General features: G+C 30.0%; 14 protein-coding genes. 12 read left to right on the forward strand and 2 right to left on the reverse strand.

Annotated elements, in window-relative coordinates:
* Positions 1-35 precede the first annotated feature (35 nt).
* Entirely contained in the window at positions 36-2,861 is a 2,826-nt protein-coding gene (uvrA, locus tag ABNT22_RS14485) for an excinuclease ABC subunit UvrA (RefSeq protein ID WP_348714102.1), read from the forward strand.
* A gap of 71 nt (positions 2,862-2,932) precedes the next feature.
* On the opposite strand, the gene ABNT22_RS14490 is transcribed toward uvrA, so the two are convergent.
* Both ABNT22_RS14490 and ABNT22_RS14495 read right to left on the reverse strand, forming a co-directional pair.
* Positions 2,933-3,730: a hypothetical protein gene (locus ABNT22_RS14490; RefSeq protein ID WP_348714101.1), complete on the reverse strand. Its 798-nt coding sequence runs from the start codon at positions 3,728-3,730 to the stop codon at positions 2,933-2,935.
* Complete coding sequence (locus ABNT22_RS14495; RefSeq protein WP_348714100.1) at positions 3,721-4,287, reverse strand: sigma-70 family RNA polymerase sigma factor; 567 nt, start codon at positions 4,285-4,287, stop codon at positions 3,721-3,723. The genes ABNT22_RS14490 and ABNT22_RS14495 overlap by 10 nt, the downstream gene beginning before the upstream one ends.
* Before the next feature lie 104 nt (positions 4,288-4,391).
* Between ABNT22_RS14495 and ABNT22_RS14500 the strand changes: the two genes are divergently transcribed.
* The 11 genes from ABNT22_RS14500 to ABNT22_RS14550 all read left to right on the forward strand — a co-directional run bounded on the left by ABNT22_RS14500 (position 4,392) and on the right by ABNT22_RS14550 (position 16,807).
* Positions 4,392-4,919: a hypothetical protein gene (locus ABNT22_RS14500; protein WP_348714099.1), complete on the forward strand. Its 528-nt coding sequence runs from the start codon at positions 4,392-4,394 to the stop codon at positions 4,917-4,919.
* Entirely contained in the window at positions 4,910-7,651 is a 2,742-nt protein-coding gene (locus ABNT22_RS14505; protein WP_348714098.1) for a CHAT domain-containing tetratricopeptide repeat protein, read from the forward strand. Before ABNT22_RS14500 ends, ABNT22_RS14505 begins: the two co-directional genes overlap by 10 nt.
* 167 nt (positions 7,652-7,818) lie before the next feature.
* Complete coding sequence (locus ABNT22_RS14510) at positions 7,819-8,253, forward strand: hypothetical protein (RefSeq protein WP_348714097.1); 435 nt, start codon at positions 7,819-7,821, stop codon at positions 8,251-8,253.
* Between the two features lie 12 nt (positions 8,254-8,265).
* Positions 8,266-10,983, forward strand: coding sequence for a CHAT domain-containing protein (locus ABNT22_RS14515; protein WP_348714096.1), 2,718 nt, complete (start codon positions 8,266-8,268; stop codon positions 10,981-10,983).
* Positions 10,984-11,065: 82 nt separating this feature from the next.
* Positions 11,066-11,545 carry a hypothetical protein gene (locus tag ABNT22_RS14520; protein ID WP_348714095.1) on the forward strand — a complete coding sequence of 160 codons (480 nt, stop codon included), beginning with the start codon at positions 11,066-11,068 and terminating at the stop codon, positions 11,543-11,545.
* 295 nt (positions 11,546-11,840) lie between these two features.
* Positions 11,841-13,433, forward strand: a complete 1,593-nt coding sequence (locus ABNT22_RS14525; RefSeq protein WP_348727144.1) for a vitamin K epoxide reductase family protein — start codon at positions 11,841-11,843, stop codon at positions 13,431-13,433.
* A 176-nt stretch (positions 13,434-13,609) separates the two neighbouring features.
* The gene (locus tag ABNT22_RS14530; RefSeq protein ID WP_348727146.1) at positions 13,610-13,783 is read left to right on the forward strand and encodes a hypothetical protein; all 174 of its coding nucleotides are present in this window, start codon (positions 13,610-13,612) and stop codon (positions 13,781-13,783) included.
* Positions 13,784-13,904: 121 nt separating this feature from the next.
* Positions 13,905-16,091: a peptidase domain-containing ABC transporter gene (locus ABNT22_RS14535; protein ID WP_348727148.1), complete on the forward strand. Its 2,187-nt coding sequence runs from the start codon at positions 13,905-13,907 to the stop codon at positions 16,089-16,091.
* An 86-nt stretch (positions 16,092-16,177) separates the two neighbouring features.
* Positions 16,178-16,390 carry a hypothetical protein gene (locus ABNT22_RS14540; protein ID WP_348714288.1) on the forward strand — a complete coding sequence of 71 codons (213 nt, stop codon included), beginning with the start codon at positions 16,178-16,180 and terminating at the stop codon, positions 16,388-16,390.
* A gap of 27 nt (positions 16,391-16,417) precedes the next feature.
* Positions 16,418-16,648, forward strand: coding sequence for a hypothetical protein (locus ABNT22_RS14545; RefSeq protein WP_348714287.1), 231 nt, complete (start codon positions 16,418-16,420; stop codon positions 16,646-16,648).
* Between the two features lie 6 nt (positions 16,649-16,654).
* On the forward strand, positions 16,655-16,807 hold the full coding sequence (locus ABNT22_RS14550; RefSeq protein WP_348714286.1) for a hypothetical protein: 153 nt from the start codon (positions 16,655-16,657) through the stop codon (positions 16,805-16,807).
* The last annotated feature ends 42 nt before the right edge of the window (positions 16,808-16,849 follow it).

Raw genomic sequence — 16,849 nt, forward strand, 5'->3', positions numbered from 1 at the left:
TTGGTAACTTTGCATCTTTCTGTAAAATACTGGCCTTGAAAGAACAAGAATATATTGAAGTTTACGGAGCACGTGCTCACAACTTAAAAAACATAGATATTAAAATTCCTCGAGAAAAACTAGTTGTAATTACTGGTTTAAGTGGAAGCGGTAAATCATCTTTAGCATTTGATACTATTTATGCTGAAGGACAGCGTCGTTACATTGAAACTTTTTCTGCTTACGCACGTCAATTTTTAGGTGGTTTGGAACGTCCAGATGTAGATAAAATAGACGGTTTATCTCCAGTGATTTCTATCGAACAGAAAACAACCAATAAGAGTCCTCGTTCAACGGTTGGAACCATTACTGAAATCTATGATTTTTTACGCCTTTTGTTTGCAAGAGCTTCAGAGGCCTACTCTTACAATACAGGCGAAAAGATGGTTAGCTATTCAGATGAACAAATCAAAGATCTAATTTTAAAAGATTTTGATGGGAAACGTATTGCTGTTTTAGCGCCATTAATAAAATCGAGAAAAGGACATTATCGTGAACTTTTTGAACAAATTTCTAAGCAAGGTTTTCTACGTGTTCGTGTAGATGGTGAAATTCGTGAGATTGAAAAAGGAATGAAGCTAGATCGTTATAAAACCCACGACATTGAGGTTGTTATAGATCGATTAGTTGTAAATAACAGTGCAGAAAAAAGACTAGAAGAAACCATTAAAACTGCCTTGTATACAGGTGATAATATTTTAATGGTAATTGATGTTGATAATGAAAAACCTCGTTACTTTAGTAGAGAACTAATGTGTCCTACTACTGGAATTGCATATCCCAATCCAGAGCCAAATACTTTTTCGTTTAATTCACCAAAAGGTGCTTGTAACACCTGTAATGGGTTAGGAACTACCAATGAAGTAAATTTTCAAAAGATTATTCCTGACGATAGTATTTCTATCAAAAAAGGTGGAATTGTTCCTTTAGGTGAACAAAAGAACAGTTGGATTTTTAAGCAATTACAGACTATTGCAGACAGACATAATTTTAAACTTACAGATCCTATTCGTAAGATTCCTAAAGAAGCTATGGAAGTTATTTTGCATGGTGGAAAAGAAAAGTTTTCTGTAGAGTCTAAAAACTTAGGAGTTACTCGTAACTACGAAATAGATTTTGAAGGAATTATTGCTTTTATTGAAAATCAATATAAAAACTCTGATAGTTCTTCTATAAAAAGATGGGCTAAAGGTTTTATGGACGAAGTCACATGCAGTGCTTGTGAAGGAAATCGATTGAAAAAAGAAGCACTCCATTTTAAGATAGTCGACAAAAACATTAGTGAGTTAGCTAAATTGGATGTTACTGAATTGGCTAGTTGGTTTGAAAACATTGAACAACATCTTTCTGAAAAACAACTTAAGATTGCTTCAGAAATCTTAAAAGAAATCAGAACACGTATTCAATTTTTATTAGATGTTGGTTTAGATTATCTCACACTTGATAGAACTTCTAAATCACTATCTGGTGGTGAAGCGCAACGCATACGATTGGCTACTCAAATTGGTTCACAGCTAGTAGGTGTTTTGTATATTTTAGATGAACCTAGTATTGGGTTGCATCAAAGAGATAATCAGAAATTGATTGACTCACTTATCAAACTTCGTGATGTTGGAAATTCCGTTTTAGTAGTTGAACACGACGAAGATATGATTAAACATGCTGACTTTGTATTGGATATAGGGCCTGGAGCCGGTAGACATGGAGGAGAGATTGTAAGCGAAGGTAATTTTGAAGAGTTAAAGAATCACGATACACTAACAGCTGATTACCTATCTAAGAGAAAAGAAATTGAAGTTCCTAAACAACGAAGAGAAGGAAATGGAAATGTGATTAAACTTTTTGGAGCTTCAGGAAACAATTTAAAAAATGTTTCTGTTGAATTCCCTTTAGGTAAAATGATTTGTGTAACAGGAGTTTCTGGAAGTGGAAAATCTACTTTAATTAATGAAACCCTCTACCCAATTTTAAATGCACATATATATAGAGGTGTTAAAAAACCAATGCCTTATAAAAAAATTGAAGGTTTAGAACATATTGATAAGGTTATTGACATTGATCAATCACCTATTGGGCGTACTCCTCGATCAAATCCTGCAACTTATACTGGCGTGTTTAGTGAAATTAGAAGTTTGTTTGCTAAAACCCCTGAAGCCGCTATTCGAGGTTATAAACCCGGGAGGTTTAGTTTTAATGTAAAAGGCGGTCGTTGCGAAACTTGTCAAGGAGGTGGTGTTCGTGTAATTGAAATGAACTTTTTACCTGATGTTCATGTAGAATGTGAAACCTGTCAAGGAAAACGTTTTAATAGAGAAACTTTAGAAATTAGATATAAAGGAAAATCTATTTCTGATGTATTAAATATGACCATTAATGAAGCTACCGAGTTTTTTGAACATATTCCAAAAATTTATAGAAAACTAAAAACTATTAAAGATGTTGGTTTAGGATATATTACACTTGGACAACAATCTACCACGCTTTCTGGTGGAGAAGCGCAACGTATTAAACTAGCTTCTGAATTATCTAAAAAAGATACCGGTAATACTTTTTATATTTTAGATGAACCTACTACTGGATTACATTTTGAAGATATTAGAGTATTAATGGAGGTATTGAACAAGTTAGCTGACAAAGGAAATACAGTACTTATTATTGAGCATAACTTAGATGTAATTAAACTAGCCGATTATATTATTGATGTTGGTATGGAAGGCGGTAAAGGTGGAGGGAAAATTTTAACCAAAGGTACTCCTGAACAAGTTGCCAAGCATAAAACAAGTTATACCGCAAAGTTTTTAAAACGAGAATTAACTAAATAGATATTATCAACAAAAAAGAGCTTCTAAACATTTAGAAGCTCTTTTTATATCTTAAAACTAGACTAGTACCACTACTCTAACTTTTCTAATAATTCTCTTGCTTCTTTTTGTTTATAATTTGATTTAGAGACAAGTTCCTTTAAAACTTCTTTTGCCTTATCTAAGTGTTTTGATTTTATATATAGTAAAGACTTGTACCAATATCCTTTAGGAGCGTCTATCAAATCACTGTTAATTAAAAGATCTAGTTCATTTTCTGCTTCATTATACTCTCCTATTTCTATTAATGAAACTGCCTTATACACGTGGTAGTTTCCATCTTTTAATTCTTCATTTGAAACCTTATTTAAACTTTCAACTACCTCTTTGTACTTTTTCTCTCTAAACAGTTTTTCTGCTAAAATTAAATTCTCCGTCTCAGATACTTCTCCTCTATTTGTAAAAGAAGGTAATTCATTTAACATGATATAGTCATTATAATAATCTCCTGAATTATTTCCTCCACTAAAAAAGTTTAATGTAAGAATTACCAATACTGCGGCCGCTATACCTGCAATATAAAACAACTTACTTTTTACACCTGCTCCTTCTTTTTTAAAGTCTTTATTTACCTCAGAAAGTGTTGCTTTTAAACTATTTGCTTCGTCTGATCTAAATAGTTCAATATACTCCTCTATCTCTTTAGTATTTGTATTCTCTATAAAACTCCATTCTTCTTCATTTAGAGATTCAAAAAGCTGCTTTTCTAAAAGAAACTGTTCCTTGAACATTTCATCAGTATCTAACCTTTCAAGAAATTGATTACTCTCTTCATTAGAAAGTTCATTTCTTAAAAAACGTTCTATTAAAATATCATCTTCTAAACCCATGTTTCTCGTAATGAATTATACCTTTTATCTGCTTTAATAATTTCAGTCAATTTTTTCTTGCATTTAAAAACTCGTTGTCTTACAACTGTTTCTGAATTATATTCGGTACTAGCCACAATCTCAGCATAAGATGTTTTTGCAAAAAACATAAACAAAATTTTCCTACAGTTTTCAGAAATTTCATTCATCTTTTCAATAAACAACTCTTGCCTTTTCTGTTCTACTAATGCCAAAGAACTATCTCGTTCTTCATTAGCTAGTTCAACAACCTCACTGTTTGTTACCTTGTTTTTATGTTTATTTAGTTCTCTGCGCCATAAATTTTTACAAACTGTAAATAAATAGGCATCAAAACTAGTAGTAATACAAAACTTTTCTTTTTTGTATCGCATAGCTATCTGTAACAAAGCTTTTTGAAAAACATCTTCTGCGTCTTCAATATTACCATTGTTATGCAATACAAACTTTTTAACCTTAGGAAGGTTATTTTTATAAATAGTAAGTATGGTTCTTTTATCTTCTTTTACTAGCGCTTTTAAAAAAAAATCTCCTCTCATTTTTTTAAGTTAACACACAAAAATAAAGTTTTTATATTTTTGCGCGGGTAACATTTAAAAAATTCTTACACAAAGAAGAAGAAAACAATTTAAAACAAAACAAAATGAAGAAAATATTTTTATTGGGATTACTAACCTTAATTGTTATTGTTAGTTGTCAAAACAATCAAGAAGTTATACCTGAGGAAAAACAAGAAACAGAAGCACTTAGAACTAGTCCTATAAAAATTGAAGATTCTCATTTAGATCCAACTACACCTGAAGATTTAGGATTTGAATACGAAGAAGGCTCTAGTAGTAGTACGGCTAGTCACCCTTTTTTATACAAACTTATTAAAGTTCAATTTGCTAGTGGAACCACAGAAGAACAAAAAATTGCATTTCGTAGTAACTCAAGTCTTTATGGACTTAACGGTTGGGAATTTTTTTACTATGAAAAGTGTATAACAAAACCAAACATAGAGTTTTGGACAGTTAGAATTCAACAAAGTCAGTACGACCCTGCTGTCAATGATCCTGTAGAAGCTATAAAAGGAAATAAGGCTGGCCCAGGAAATGGAGGAACTGGAGGTGATGAACCTATTGAATGTACCGCACAAGAAATTGAAGATAAAGTAAAAGAATGTTTATAAAATCTATTAATCATCTTTTACTATTCTTTTGGCTATTCATAGGGTTTATTACCTCTATGAATAGCCAAAACTGTTTTGATTCTTTTTTAAAAAAACATAAAAATAAGAGTTATATATCTCCTGTTAAAGTTGATTCTTTATTAGAAAACTGCCAAGACCCGATAAATATTAAAATCAAAATTGCTGATCATTTTTCAATTTATTACAGAAGAAAAAGGAAACTTGACTTAGCCATTAGGTACGCTCAAAAGGAAATTGACTATTATAAAAACATAGAAGAAAAAGATTCCAAATATGAAAATGTTCTTTATAATAAAGGAAGATTTCACTACTACAATAATGAATATGACAAAGCTATTTCTCTATTCGAGGAAATAGTAGATTTAAAAATAACTTCAAAAACATACTGTAGAGCCCTAACACAGATTGGAAAGTGTTATGAAAAGAAAGGCGACTTCTTCAAAGCAAAAAACTACTACAACAAATCTATAAACTCTTTTAAACAAGAAGATTACGCAAGACACTTATTTAACACTTATCTCTACTCCATTAACAATAACAGACTTATAGGAGATAGAGAATCAACTGTTTCTAATATGTTTTTATTAAATCAAATAGAAGAGCTTTTAGAGATAAACAAAGACATACAGGCCCCTCATAGATATTTCATTCTTAATTTTTTAAATGGCAACGCCTATTCTTCATTGTTAAATTTAGATTATTCTTCCGATTCATTAAGAAATAAACATTTTAAAAAGAGTAAGTTTTTTTTTACAAAAGCGCTATCTACAGCAAAAAAAATTAAAGATTCAACTCGAATAGCAGTAACCCATATTAACCTTGCCAGTATTCATATTACACAAGAAAAGGACAGTGCTTTGTATTACTTACAAGAAAGTCTGAGGTACAACAATAAAAATAGCTACAATAAAGCTTTAAGCTATAACAATCTTGCCTACTACTACTTATCTAAAAAGAAATTAAACCTTGCTATTGAAAACATTCAAAAAGCCATTAATGTTAATTTCTCTATAGATGAAAATTTAAAAAACTTTACCCCTTCAAATTTACAATTACATCTCACTGAAGATAAAGCAAACACTCTTTTATATTTAACAAATAAAGCAGAAATATTATTAGATTTTTTTAATTCAACAAAGGATAATTCTTTCTTAAAAAGAATTATTGAAACCACACAAATAAGCAATAAACTTGTTGATATCATTCTTGAAAACAGTAACGAATTAGAAACTAAATTTTTATGGCGAAAAGAAATATCACAAGCGTATTTGTTAGGAACTGAAGCTGCTCGATTGCTTGGCGATTATAAAACTATGTTTTATTTCATGGAGCGTAATAAAGCTCTTTTATTAATTGAAAGTATTCAACAAAACTCAAATCTCTCTGATCTTCCAAAGAGAACTTCAAATCGAATTAAATTTTTCAAAAGAAAAATTTTTGAATTAGAAGATTCAATCAAGGACAACTCTGCAGATTCTAATTCTCAAAAAGATTCTTTATTCTTTATAAAAAAAGAGTTTGATATTTTCAATGATTCTTTAAAAAAACATTTTCCTGAATATTATTCGAATTCTATTTACATAGAATCAATGGATAATATTATTTCTAGCCTTTCAAAAAACTCAGTTATTGTTTCTTATATGTCTAACAAAATAAGTAATAAAACTGAATTTTTATTAGGTCTCATAATTTCAAAAAACAAGACTTTTAGTTTTAAAATAGAAAACTTAGAAGCTTTTAATAAAAACCTAATTCAATATAAAAAATTGATTTCGCAACCTTTAAAATCGAAAAACGATTTTAACACCTTCAAAAAGGTTTCTAATAATTTATATAACTTTTTCTTTCCTTCATATGAAATAAAGGAAATAATTAAGAATAAAGAGCTTACAATCATACCAGATATTAGTTTTGAAAACATCCCTTTTGAATCATTAAACACAGATAAAACTAATCTGAATTATTTAATTAATTCGAGTAATATCAACTATGCTTATTCCATTTCATTTAACAAATTCAATAGTAAGGTTGAGAGAAAAGCTTCTAAAGATTTAGCATTATTTGCCCCAATAACTTTTCATAATGACGCTACTAATTTAGAATATACAAAACATGAAGCTGAAGCTATAAATAAGATTATGGGAGGAGATCTTTCTATATATGAAGACGCCTCAAAGCATAACTTTTTAAACGAATCTTCTAATTATAAAATTATTCATTTAGCTACTCACGCTTCTGCTAGTAATAATCCAGAAATACGATTCTCACATTCTACTCTTCCTTTACGTGAAATATATGCTTATAAAACCAATGCCGATTTAGTTGTTTTAAGTGCTTGTGAAACCAATTTAGGAGAAACCAAAAAAGGAGAAGGAACTTTAAGCTTAACAAGAGGTTTCTTTAATTCAGGGGCTAATTCAGTTGTTTCAACCTTATGGAAAATCAATGATGCCAGTTCTTCTGAAATTATGCAAAATTTTTATCAAAATTTAAAAGACGAGCAATCTAAAAGTGAAGCTTTAAGTAATGCAAAAAGAACTTACTTAAAAAATCATTCTTTAGGAGAGAAAGCACCTTATTATTGGGCTTCATTTGTATTAATTGGTGATACACAACCTGTTTTTAGCAATAACTATATCGTATATGTACTAATTGGTTTAATAACTCTATTTTTTCTTGTTTTGTTTTTCTTTAGACGAAAGAAACAATAAATAAACTCCTTTGATGTTGTAAAAAAAGCTACTTTTTTTAATAAAAATGAACATTATAAATTTTCATACTTTTGCGAGGGTAACAAAATCAACTAAAATTGCACAACTAAGAAAACAACATTAAATTTTTAAATTTTATGAAAAAATTCAACCTACTACACTAGGCTTTGATTTTCTCTTTAACATTTTTAATCTTTAGTTTTAACTCTAAAGAAAACCCTGTAAATAAAAGTGTTATTACTAAAATTCAAAGTAACACAAATCAATTACCTAGCAACACCTTATTAATAATTTTCTTAGAAGGAACTTCCGATAGTGAAAAACAAACTATAAGAAACTGTATTTCTTCAAGTTTTAATTATAGTCTAGTTGGATATTCTAAATGTAAAAGTGATGCCAATGCTGAGTTATTAGTATTTAACAATACGGTCGTTTTCCCTCCTACTAATGGAAAGAACAATGATGATGATGATGACGGACTTCCACCTACTATGGATCTACCTACTTTAAATAGTGTTATTTTAAATTGTGGCGGACATCAAATAATTGCATACTCTACCGTATGGGGGTGCGGTGATTTAAGTCCTTTTAGTGGAATTTAATTTTCAAAAAACATGTCTAATAGAAAGCTTAAAAATTTAATTACGTGTTTATTCGTTTTCTATTTACATATTTCTATAGCTATAGGTCAATTTTCTTATAAAGAGATTTCTTATAAATATAAAAATGAAAAACTTTCTTTAGAAAAAGTTGATAGTATCCTATCAACTTTTTTACCTAAAGATTCAACCTATGCTCAAATTGCCCATAATTTTTCCTATTATTTCTACAAGAAAAAAAGGCTATATGATTTAGCTATACAATATGGAAAAATTGAGGTTGCCGTTTTAGATAGTTTAAATTTAAAAAATGATAATTACACCAATGCCCTCTACAATTTGGGTAAATTTCATTTCTATAAAAAAGAATTTGATACGGCTATTATGTATTATCAACAAGCGATCAATTCGAATAAGTTTCCTAAAAAAATTGGGCAATCTTATTGTGAGCTTGGTAAAATATATCATTTTAAAGGGGACTTATACAAAGCCCTAAATTACTACAATTACGGAATCAATATACTAAAAACACATGGTAGTTTAAAAAGTAAAATTTCTCAATATATCAGTTTAGCTTATGCTTGTAAAGACATGAATACAAAGAATACAACTATCTTAGGGATTGCTTCGCTTCAAAAAGCTGATAGTATTATTAAAGAAAATAACAATTTAAATACTTCTCATAACTTTTATACACTTAATACCAATTATGCCAATTTATACGCCTTAAAGCATCAGTATAACTTTAATAAAGCGAAAAAACACTATCAAAAAAACCTGAAAAGGGCCTTAAATGAGCATAATGAGGAGTATATCATCAATTCTTATTTAAACCTAGGAGAGTTATATTTGAATGAGCAAAAAGATAGTAGTTTATTCTTTTTACAAAAAAGTATTCAATTTGATATTGATGAAATCGAAGACAAAACCATGTTCTCGGAGGCTCATAGAATTTTATCAAATTATTATGTTTCTAAAAACAATCTTACTACAGCTCTTGAACATATTAATACCTCTTTAAGCATTAGTTTTAATAGCGAACAACTTAAATTGCTATCACAGGATGTCCTAATCAATGCCTTGGATAAGCCTAATATTATAAGAGCTTTGAAAGGTAAAAATGAAATTCTAATTAAGTTACATGAATTAGAGAAACAACAGCATTACCTTGATGAAGCGATATTCAATACAAATTTTGCGAATCGGTTTATCCAAACAATTATTGAATTCAGTTCAGAAACCGACACTAAATTCTTATGGAGAGCTGGTATTTCGGATATCTTTGAGCTAGGTATAAAGAGTGCATATCTTCTAAGTAAACCTTCTTTAATGTTTGAGTTTTCAGAAAAAAACAAAGCTTTTTTACTTACACAAAGTATCCATAATAATGAACAGAACTCAGGATTACCAGATAGAGTTAAAAATTTAGATATCTCTTTTCGAAAACAAATCTTACATCTTGAAGAACACAATAGTTCAACACTTAAAAAAGATTCTCTTTTCAATCTCAAGGAAAAATATATCAGTTTTAAAGATTCTATCAGTCAATTATACCCGTTGTTTACTAACTACAAAAAAAAGAGTTATTATACTCCTTTAAGCCTTGTTCAAAAAAAGTTATCTCATAACCAAATTGTTTGTTCTTTTTCTAATATCTCTTCAAATGATAGTATTAACAACATTTACGGAATAGTTATTTCAAAAAACAAAATATTTCCTTTTACCAGTATTCTTAGTAACCAAACCTACAACACTTATAAAGAATTAATTTCTAAACCTTTAAAAAACAAGTTTGAGTTAGATAATTTTAAGATAATATCTTTTAAATTATACAATCAACTATTCCCTTCGAATGAAATCAAGGAACTTCTTAAAAATAAAAACCTAATCATAATTCCAGATGTTTCATTCGAAAACATTCCTTTTGAAAGTTTAATTACTGAAGAGAATAAAGTTAAATATCTCGTAGAGAGTTCTAACATTAGCTATGCTTATTCATATTCTTTTTTAGATTACAATAAACAGTTAAAGCGAAATACAAACATTGATTTTGTGAGCTTTGCTCCAGTAAATTTTAGTAATCCAAAATTAAATTCTTTAAATAATACATTAAAAGAAACCAATAACATTGGTAATTTGATAAACGGAACACAGTACTTATACAAACAGGCTTCTAAAGCCAACTTTTTTGATTCTAGTTCACATTCTAAAATAATTCATTTAGCAACACATGCAAACTCATCTCAAACTCCAACTATCTATTTTACTAAAGACTCTTTAAAACTCCATGAACTCTATACTTTTAAAAACAATGCAGATTTAGTAGTGTTAAGCGCTTGTGAGACTAATTTGGGAAAGATAAAAAAGGGAGAAGGGACTTTAAGTTTATCCAGAGGGTTCTTTCACTCCGGTACCAATTCGGTATTATCTTCTTTATGGAATGTAAATGATAAATCCACAAGTTTTATTATGAACCAATTTTACAAAAACTTATTAAATAAACAATCTAAGAGTGATGCTTTAAACAATGCAAAAAGAGTTTATTTAAAAAAGCATTCTCTAACGGAACAATCTCCATACTACTGGGCTTCGTTTGTTTTAATCGGTGATACACAGACTGTTTTTAATTCTAATCTATGGATATATATCTATTCTGCAATAAGTTTAATCATATTCTTAGTGATATTTATTTATTTCAAAAAAACAAGTCTTAAATCTTCTAGAGATAATTAAACTATAAAATATTCAAGCTATATATTGGGTAACAGAATCCTTTAAATTGAACAATTAAAAAGAATATTAAAACATAAATTTCATGAAAAAACTCAATGTATTACGTAATTCCCTACTGTTAGCTGTAACTTTTATTATGCTTAGTTTTATTAATAAAGAACATTTATCAAATTTTGCTCTTAATACAGAAACTAAAGAAAGTACACCATACCAAGTTAATAACACCTTGTTAATTACTTATGTTTCTGGAACTACAGAAGCTCAAAAACAAGCTATTAGACTTTGTTTGGTCAACAGTTTTGAAGCTAGCATCATTAGTATAACTCCTTGCTCTGTGAATCAAAATGCAGAAGTATTAGAGTTTCATGAAACTATTTTTCCCATTGGATCAAACGGAAAAGCTAATGACGATGATGACGATAGTAAAGATTTTAACCAAATCACTTTTGCTACTTTAAATAATGCTATTAATAGCTGCAGCAATTTTAACATCCTTTCTTATTCAACAATATGGGAGTGTAGTGATCTAAGTCCATTTGTTAATGGAGACAGTGGCTTTTAAAAATAATTCATGTTGCATTTTTGAGATTTATATTATACGAGTATCTGTTCAATACAAATTTCAAATTAGAAAAAAGTTGATAGAATACTATCAGCTTTTTTTATTTCTAATTTCTAAAATCACTCTATAACTAACCTATTTTCTTTCTAGATTATTGATTTCACTCATCTAAACAACCATCATAAATACCAGTTTTTGAATAACTTTACTTACAGTCATCATGTTTTTTCATTTTTTTTCAAAAAAAAGGGTAACATAAAACTAAACACGTAACTGTTTAGTAAATACTCTTATTTTGAAAGACACATTATTTATTTTAGTTCAAAGATTATTAAAGAGCAATGCTATTTCATTTGATAAAGACGAATTAGCATTCCAAATACAAAGTCATCCATCATATCCAAGTTTACATGCCATTACAGGTGTGCTAGATCATTTCAATATTGAAAATGTTGCTGCAGATGTTCCTGCTAATAAAGAAACTTTGGTACAATTACCTGATTCTTTTCTTGCTCAAATATCCACAGATAAGGGAAAAGACCTTGTCATTGTACAAAGGAAAGGTTTAGACTATTTTATTTACAATTCAGAGAACAAAAAAGAAAAACATACTGAAGAAGAGTTTCTTCAAAAGTTTACAGGAATTATTGTTGCTGTAGAAAAAACAGGTGAGAGTGTTCAGCCAGAAAAGAAATCTAATCTTATCAAATTTATAGCTCTTGGTTTATTAATTGGTTTAACAGGTTTCTCTTTATATCAAAGCTCAGTTAATTTATTTACACTTGGCTATTTCGTATTATCTGTTGTTGGAATTGTTACAAGTATTGCTATTGTTAAACAAGAATTAGGATTAAAAACATCTATCGGAAATGCCTTTTGTTCAGGAGCAGATGATAAGAAAGATTGTGATGCTGTATTAACCTCTAAAGGAGCAGAAATTATAAAAGGATATAAACTTAGTGATTTAAGTGTGTTATATTTTTCTGGACTTACTCTATTAACGTTAGCACAAATTTCTAATCCTGCCATTGCCTATACCATTAGTTTATTAGCAATTCCAGTTACTTTATATTCTATCTATTATCAATATGCTGTTGTAAAAAAATGGTGTATGTTATGTTTGAGTATTGTAGGGGTTTTATGGTTACAAGCAGCAGTTCCTTTAATTACCAATACGTATATCACTGAATTTGTACCAACCAGCTTTGTTACTTTTGGTATCGTTGCTTCAATAACCTGGTTAGCTTGGTATTATATAAAACCATTAGTAGCAGAAGTAACTGAATTAAGAAAAGAAAAAATAGAACATGTTAAGTTTAAAAGAAACTTTACGTTGTTTGATAATTTATTACAAAAATCACCGCAATTACATACCCAAATAACAAACAGTCAAGAGATTGTTTTTGGAAATCCTAACTCAACTTTAGAGTTAACCATTGTAACCAATCCATTTTGTGGACATTGTAAGCCTGTGCATGAGCATATTGATGAGATTTTACATCGCTATGCAAATAATGTAAAGATCAAGATCAGGTTTAATATCAACATTCAAGACAAAGAAGGTGATGCTGTAAAAATTACTAGTCGACTCATAGAAATATACCATACCCAAGGAAGTGAGGCTTGTTTAAAAGCTATGGATGCCATTTATGGAGGAGAAAAGCCAGAAAAGTGGTTGCAAGCTTATGGTAATTGCACTCAAAAAGAATTGTATATCGAAGAATTAGAAAGAGAAAACACTTGGTGTCAAGACAACTCGATTAATTTCACTCCAGAAATATTAGTAAACGGAAGATCATTCCCTAAAGAATACAGTAGAACAGACCTAATCTTCTTTATAGAAGAACTAGAAGAAAAATATCAGGAATTTGTTTCAGTACCTCAATAAAATTGCTATTACTAAAAAAAGAAATGCCGTTTAGGGAAAATTGCTCAAATACTATGAAAACAATCAAAGCATAAGCTTTAAATATTCTCTCGCACTTAACATAGATTTTAATAAGACTCATCCCTTGAGGGTCTCTAAATGTTCGAGGATTAATTTAATTTAATTATTATTTAATCATGAAAAACCAAATTTTAAACTTCGGAAAAGCTTTAAACAACGCTGAGCAAAAAAAAGTAAATGGAGGTAAGTTCGAAATGTCTTGCGCAGAAGCAAACTGGACTCCTTACACTTGTGAGTTAGCTCAACAAAATCCACCAATGTATGATACTATGTATCGTAAATGCTGTTAAGCTAATTACCTACCAAATGAGCTTAGCCATTTGGTAGGTTTTTATATCGAAGATTTTAAAATAGCCCCTCAGCGTTTCTTATTACTTCGATTGTTTTATACATCTTAAACCTACTATATAGTTGAAAAAATTTCCATCATATCGACAAACTGAAGCAAAAGATTGTGGACCAACATGTATCAAGATCATTGCAAAGCATTATGGTAAAACAATTAACACACAACAACTACGTAAATTAAGTGAAACCACTAGAGAAGGTAGTAGTTTATTAGGATTAAGTGAGGCTGTTGAATCAATCGGATTCAAATCCTTAGGGATAAAACTAGCGTTTAATAAACTTAAAGAAGCTCCTTTTCCTTGTATTATCCATTGGAATAAAAATCACTATGTAGTTTTATATAAAATCAAAAAGGATACAGTATACATTTCTGATCCTGCTCATGGGCTCATCACCTTTACCAAAGAAGAATTCATTCAACATTGGATAGGTAACAATGCCGATGAAAACACAGAAGAAGGTATTGCGTTACTTGTTGAACCTACTCCTAAGTTTTACAGCGAGGAGTTTGAAGAAGATGAAAAGTTTGGCTTTGGATTTATTTTCAGATATCTCTTTAAATACAAAAAGTTTGTTGTTCAGTTAATCATTGGGCTATTAGCAGGAAGTTTATTACAATTAATTCTTCCTTTTTTAACCCAAAGTGTGGTAGATGTTGGTATTAAGAATCAAGACATCAACTTTGTGTACTTAATCTTATTTGCACAGTTGTTCTTGTTTATTGGAAAAGCTTCTTTAGAGATTATTAGAAGTTGGATTCTATTACATCTTAGTACAAGAATCAATATTTCTTTGATTTCCGATTTTTTCATCAAGTTAATGAAATTACCTATTTCTTATTTTGATGTGAGAATGACAGGAGATTTATTACAAAGAATCAATGATCATAAACGTATTGAGAGAATCTTAACGACATCCTCTTTAACAGTATTGTTCTCCTTTTTCAATTTAATCATATTCAGTTTTGTACTGGCATACTATAGCTTACAAATATTTGGTGTTTTTGTACTGGGAAGTGTCTTGTATTTCGGTTGGGTACTTTTCTTCTTTAAGAAACGAAAAGAGCTTGATTACAAACGATTCTCTCAAGTAAGTCAAGAACAAAGTAAAGTGATTGAGCTGATCAATGGAATGCAGGAAATAAAACTCCATAATGCCGAAAGACGTATGCGATGGAATTGGGAATATGTACAAGCCAGGTTGTTTAAAGTAGCGACCAAAAGTTTAGCCTTAGAACAAACACAAAGTGTAGGATCTAACTTTATCAACGAACTTAAAAACATGTTCATTACCATACTCTCTGCCAAACTAGTAATTGATGGAAACATCACACTAGGTATGATGATGGCTATTAGTTATATCGTAGGACAATTAAATGGTCCTATTACACAGCTAATCAATTTTATGAGAGATGTACAAGATGCACAAATATCGGTAGACAGGTTAGGAGAAATACACAACATGGAAGATGAGGAAAAACCAGAAGATGAAAAAGTAACACAAATTCCTCCAAATGCAGCCATCAAACTCAACAATATCTCTTTTAGATATACTGGAGGATTAGAACCTGTGTTAAAAGATTTATCTCTTGAAATACCGGCTAATAAGACTACCGCTATTGTAGGAGTTAGTGGTAGTGGAAAGTCTACACTTATGAAACTATTGTTAGGCTTTTACCAAGTAGACAAAGGAGATATTATGATTAACAATTTCAATTTAAAGAATATCTCACAAAAGGAATGGAGAAGAAACTGTGGAGTGGTGATGCAAGAAGGATACATCTTTAATGATTCTATTGCTAAGAACATTGCAGTAGGAGAAGATTATGTAGATAAAGAGAAACTAGCACATGCTATCGATGTAGCAAACATCTCTGATTATATAGAGAGCTTGCCTTTAGGATACAATACCAAGATAGGAAGTGAAGGTAACGGATTAAGTACAGGACAAAAGCAACGTTTACTCATTGCTAGGTCTGTATATAAAAATCCGAAGTTCTTATTCTTTGATGAAGCTACTAGTGCTTTAGATGCCAATAATGAAAAGGTAATTATGGGAAAACTGAATACCTTTTTTGCAGATAAAACTGCAGTGGTGATTGCCCATAGATTGAGTACGGTAAAAAATGCACATCAAATTGTGGTGTTAGACAAAGGAAAGATCATTGAAAAAGGAACTCATCAAGAGTTAATTAAAATAAAAGGAAGCTATTATCACCTAGTAAAAAATCAATTAGACCTAGGTAAGTAAACATATTTTTTCGCGAAAAATAGACACAAACCTTGAGTGTCTTTAAATAGTTCAAGGATTTTATCAAATTTTTAAATTATTAAAAAATGAAAAAATCAATTTTAAATTTAGGAAAAGCTATCGCTAAAGCAGATCAAAAAACTATTAATGGAGGTTTCTTTGATAAAGATCCATGTCCATGTTCTTCTAACTATGTAGTACATTCAGATGGAGCTTGTTCATATGTTTCTAGCTTCCCTGGATCTCCTTTTAGATGTTTCGCTCAACATGGGCCAGTTAACGGTCTTTGTTGCGAATAATTAAACTAAACCTATAAATTTATTATTATGAAAAAATCAATTTTAACTTTAGGAAAAGCTATCACTAAAGCTGATCAAAAAACTATTAACGGAGGTATTGCTCCTTGTGACTACTACCACCAATATAACTTATGTTTCGGACCAGTTCCTGGATGTCAACCTTGTGGTAGAATAGATGACTACGTTGGAGCAAGAAGTTGTGGGTTATTTATCCATTTTAGTTGTGAAGGTAGCGGTGGTTTCATTCCTAAATTCTAATATCTGATGAAAAAGTCAATTTTAAACTTAGGTACAGTTCTTAATAAAAAGGAACAAAAAGAAGTTAACGGAGGACTATACTGGTGTGCTGGTGGTAATGCCCACACTACAAATAGATGGTGTCCAGTACGTTGCTTCAAAGGGAACTGCTTGCTATAATTATAGCTGCATCAATTAGCTTAGGAGGGGGTAACTCCTCCT

The organism is Tenacibaculum sp. 190130A14a (assembly GCF_964048965.1).
GTDB lineage: Bacteria > Bacteroidota > Bacteroidia > Flavobacteriales > Flavobacteriaceae > Polaribacter > Polaribacter polynesiense.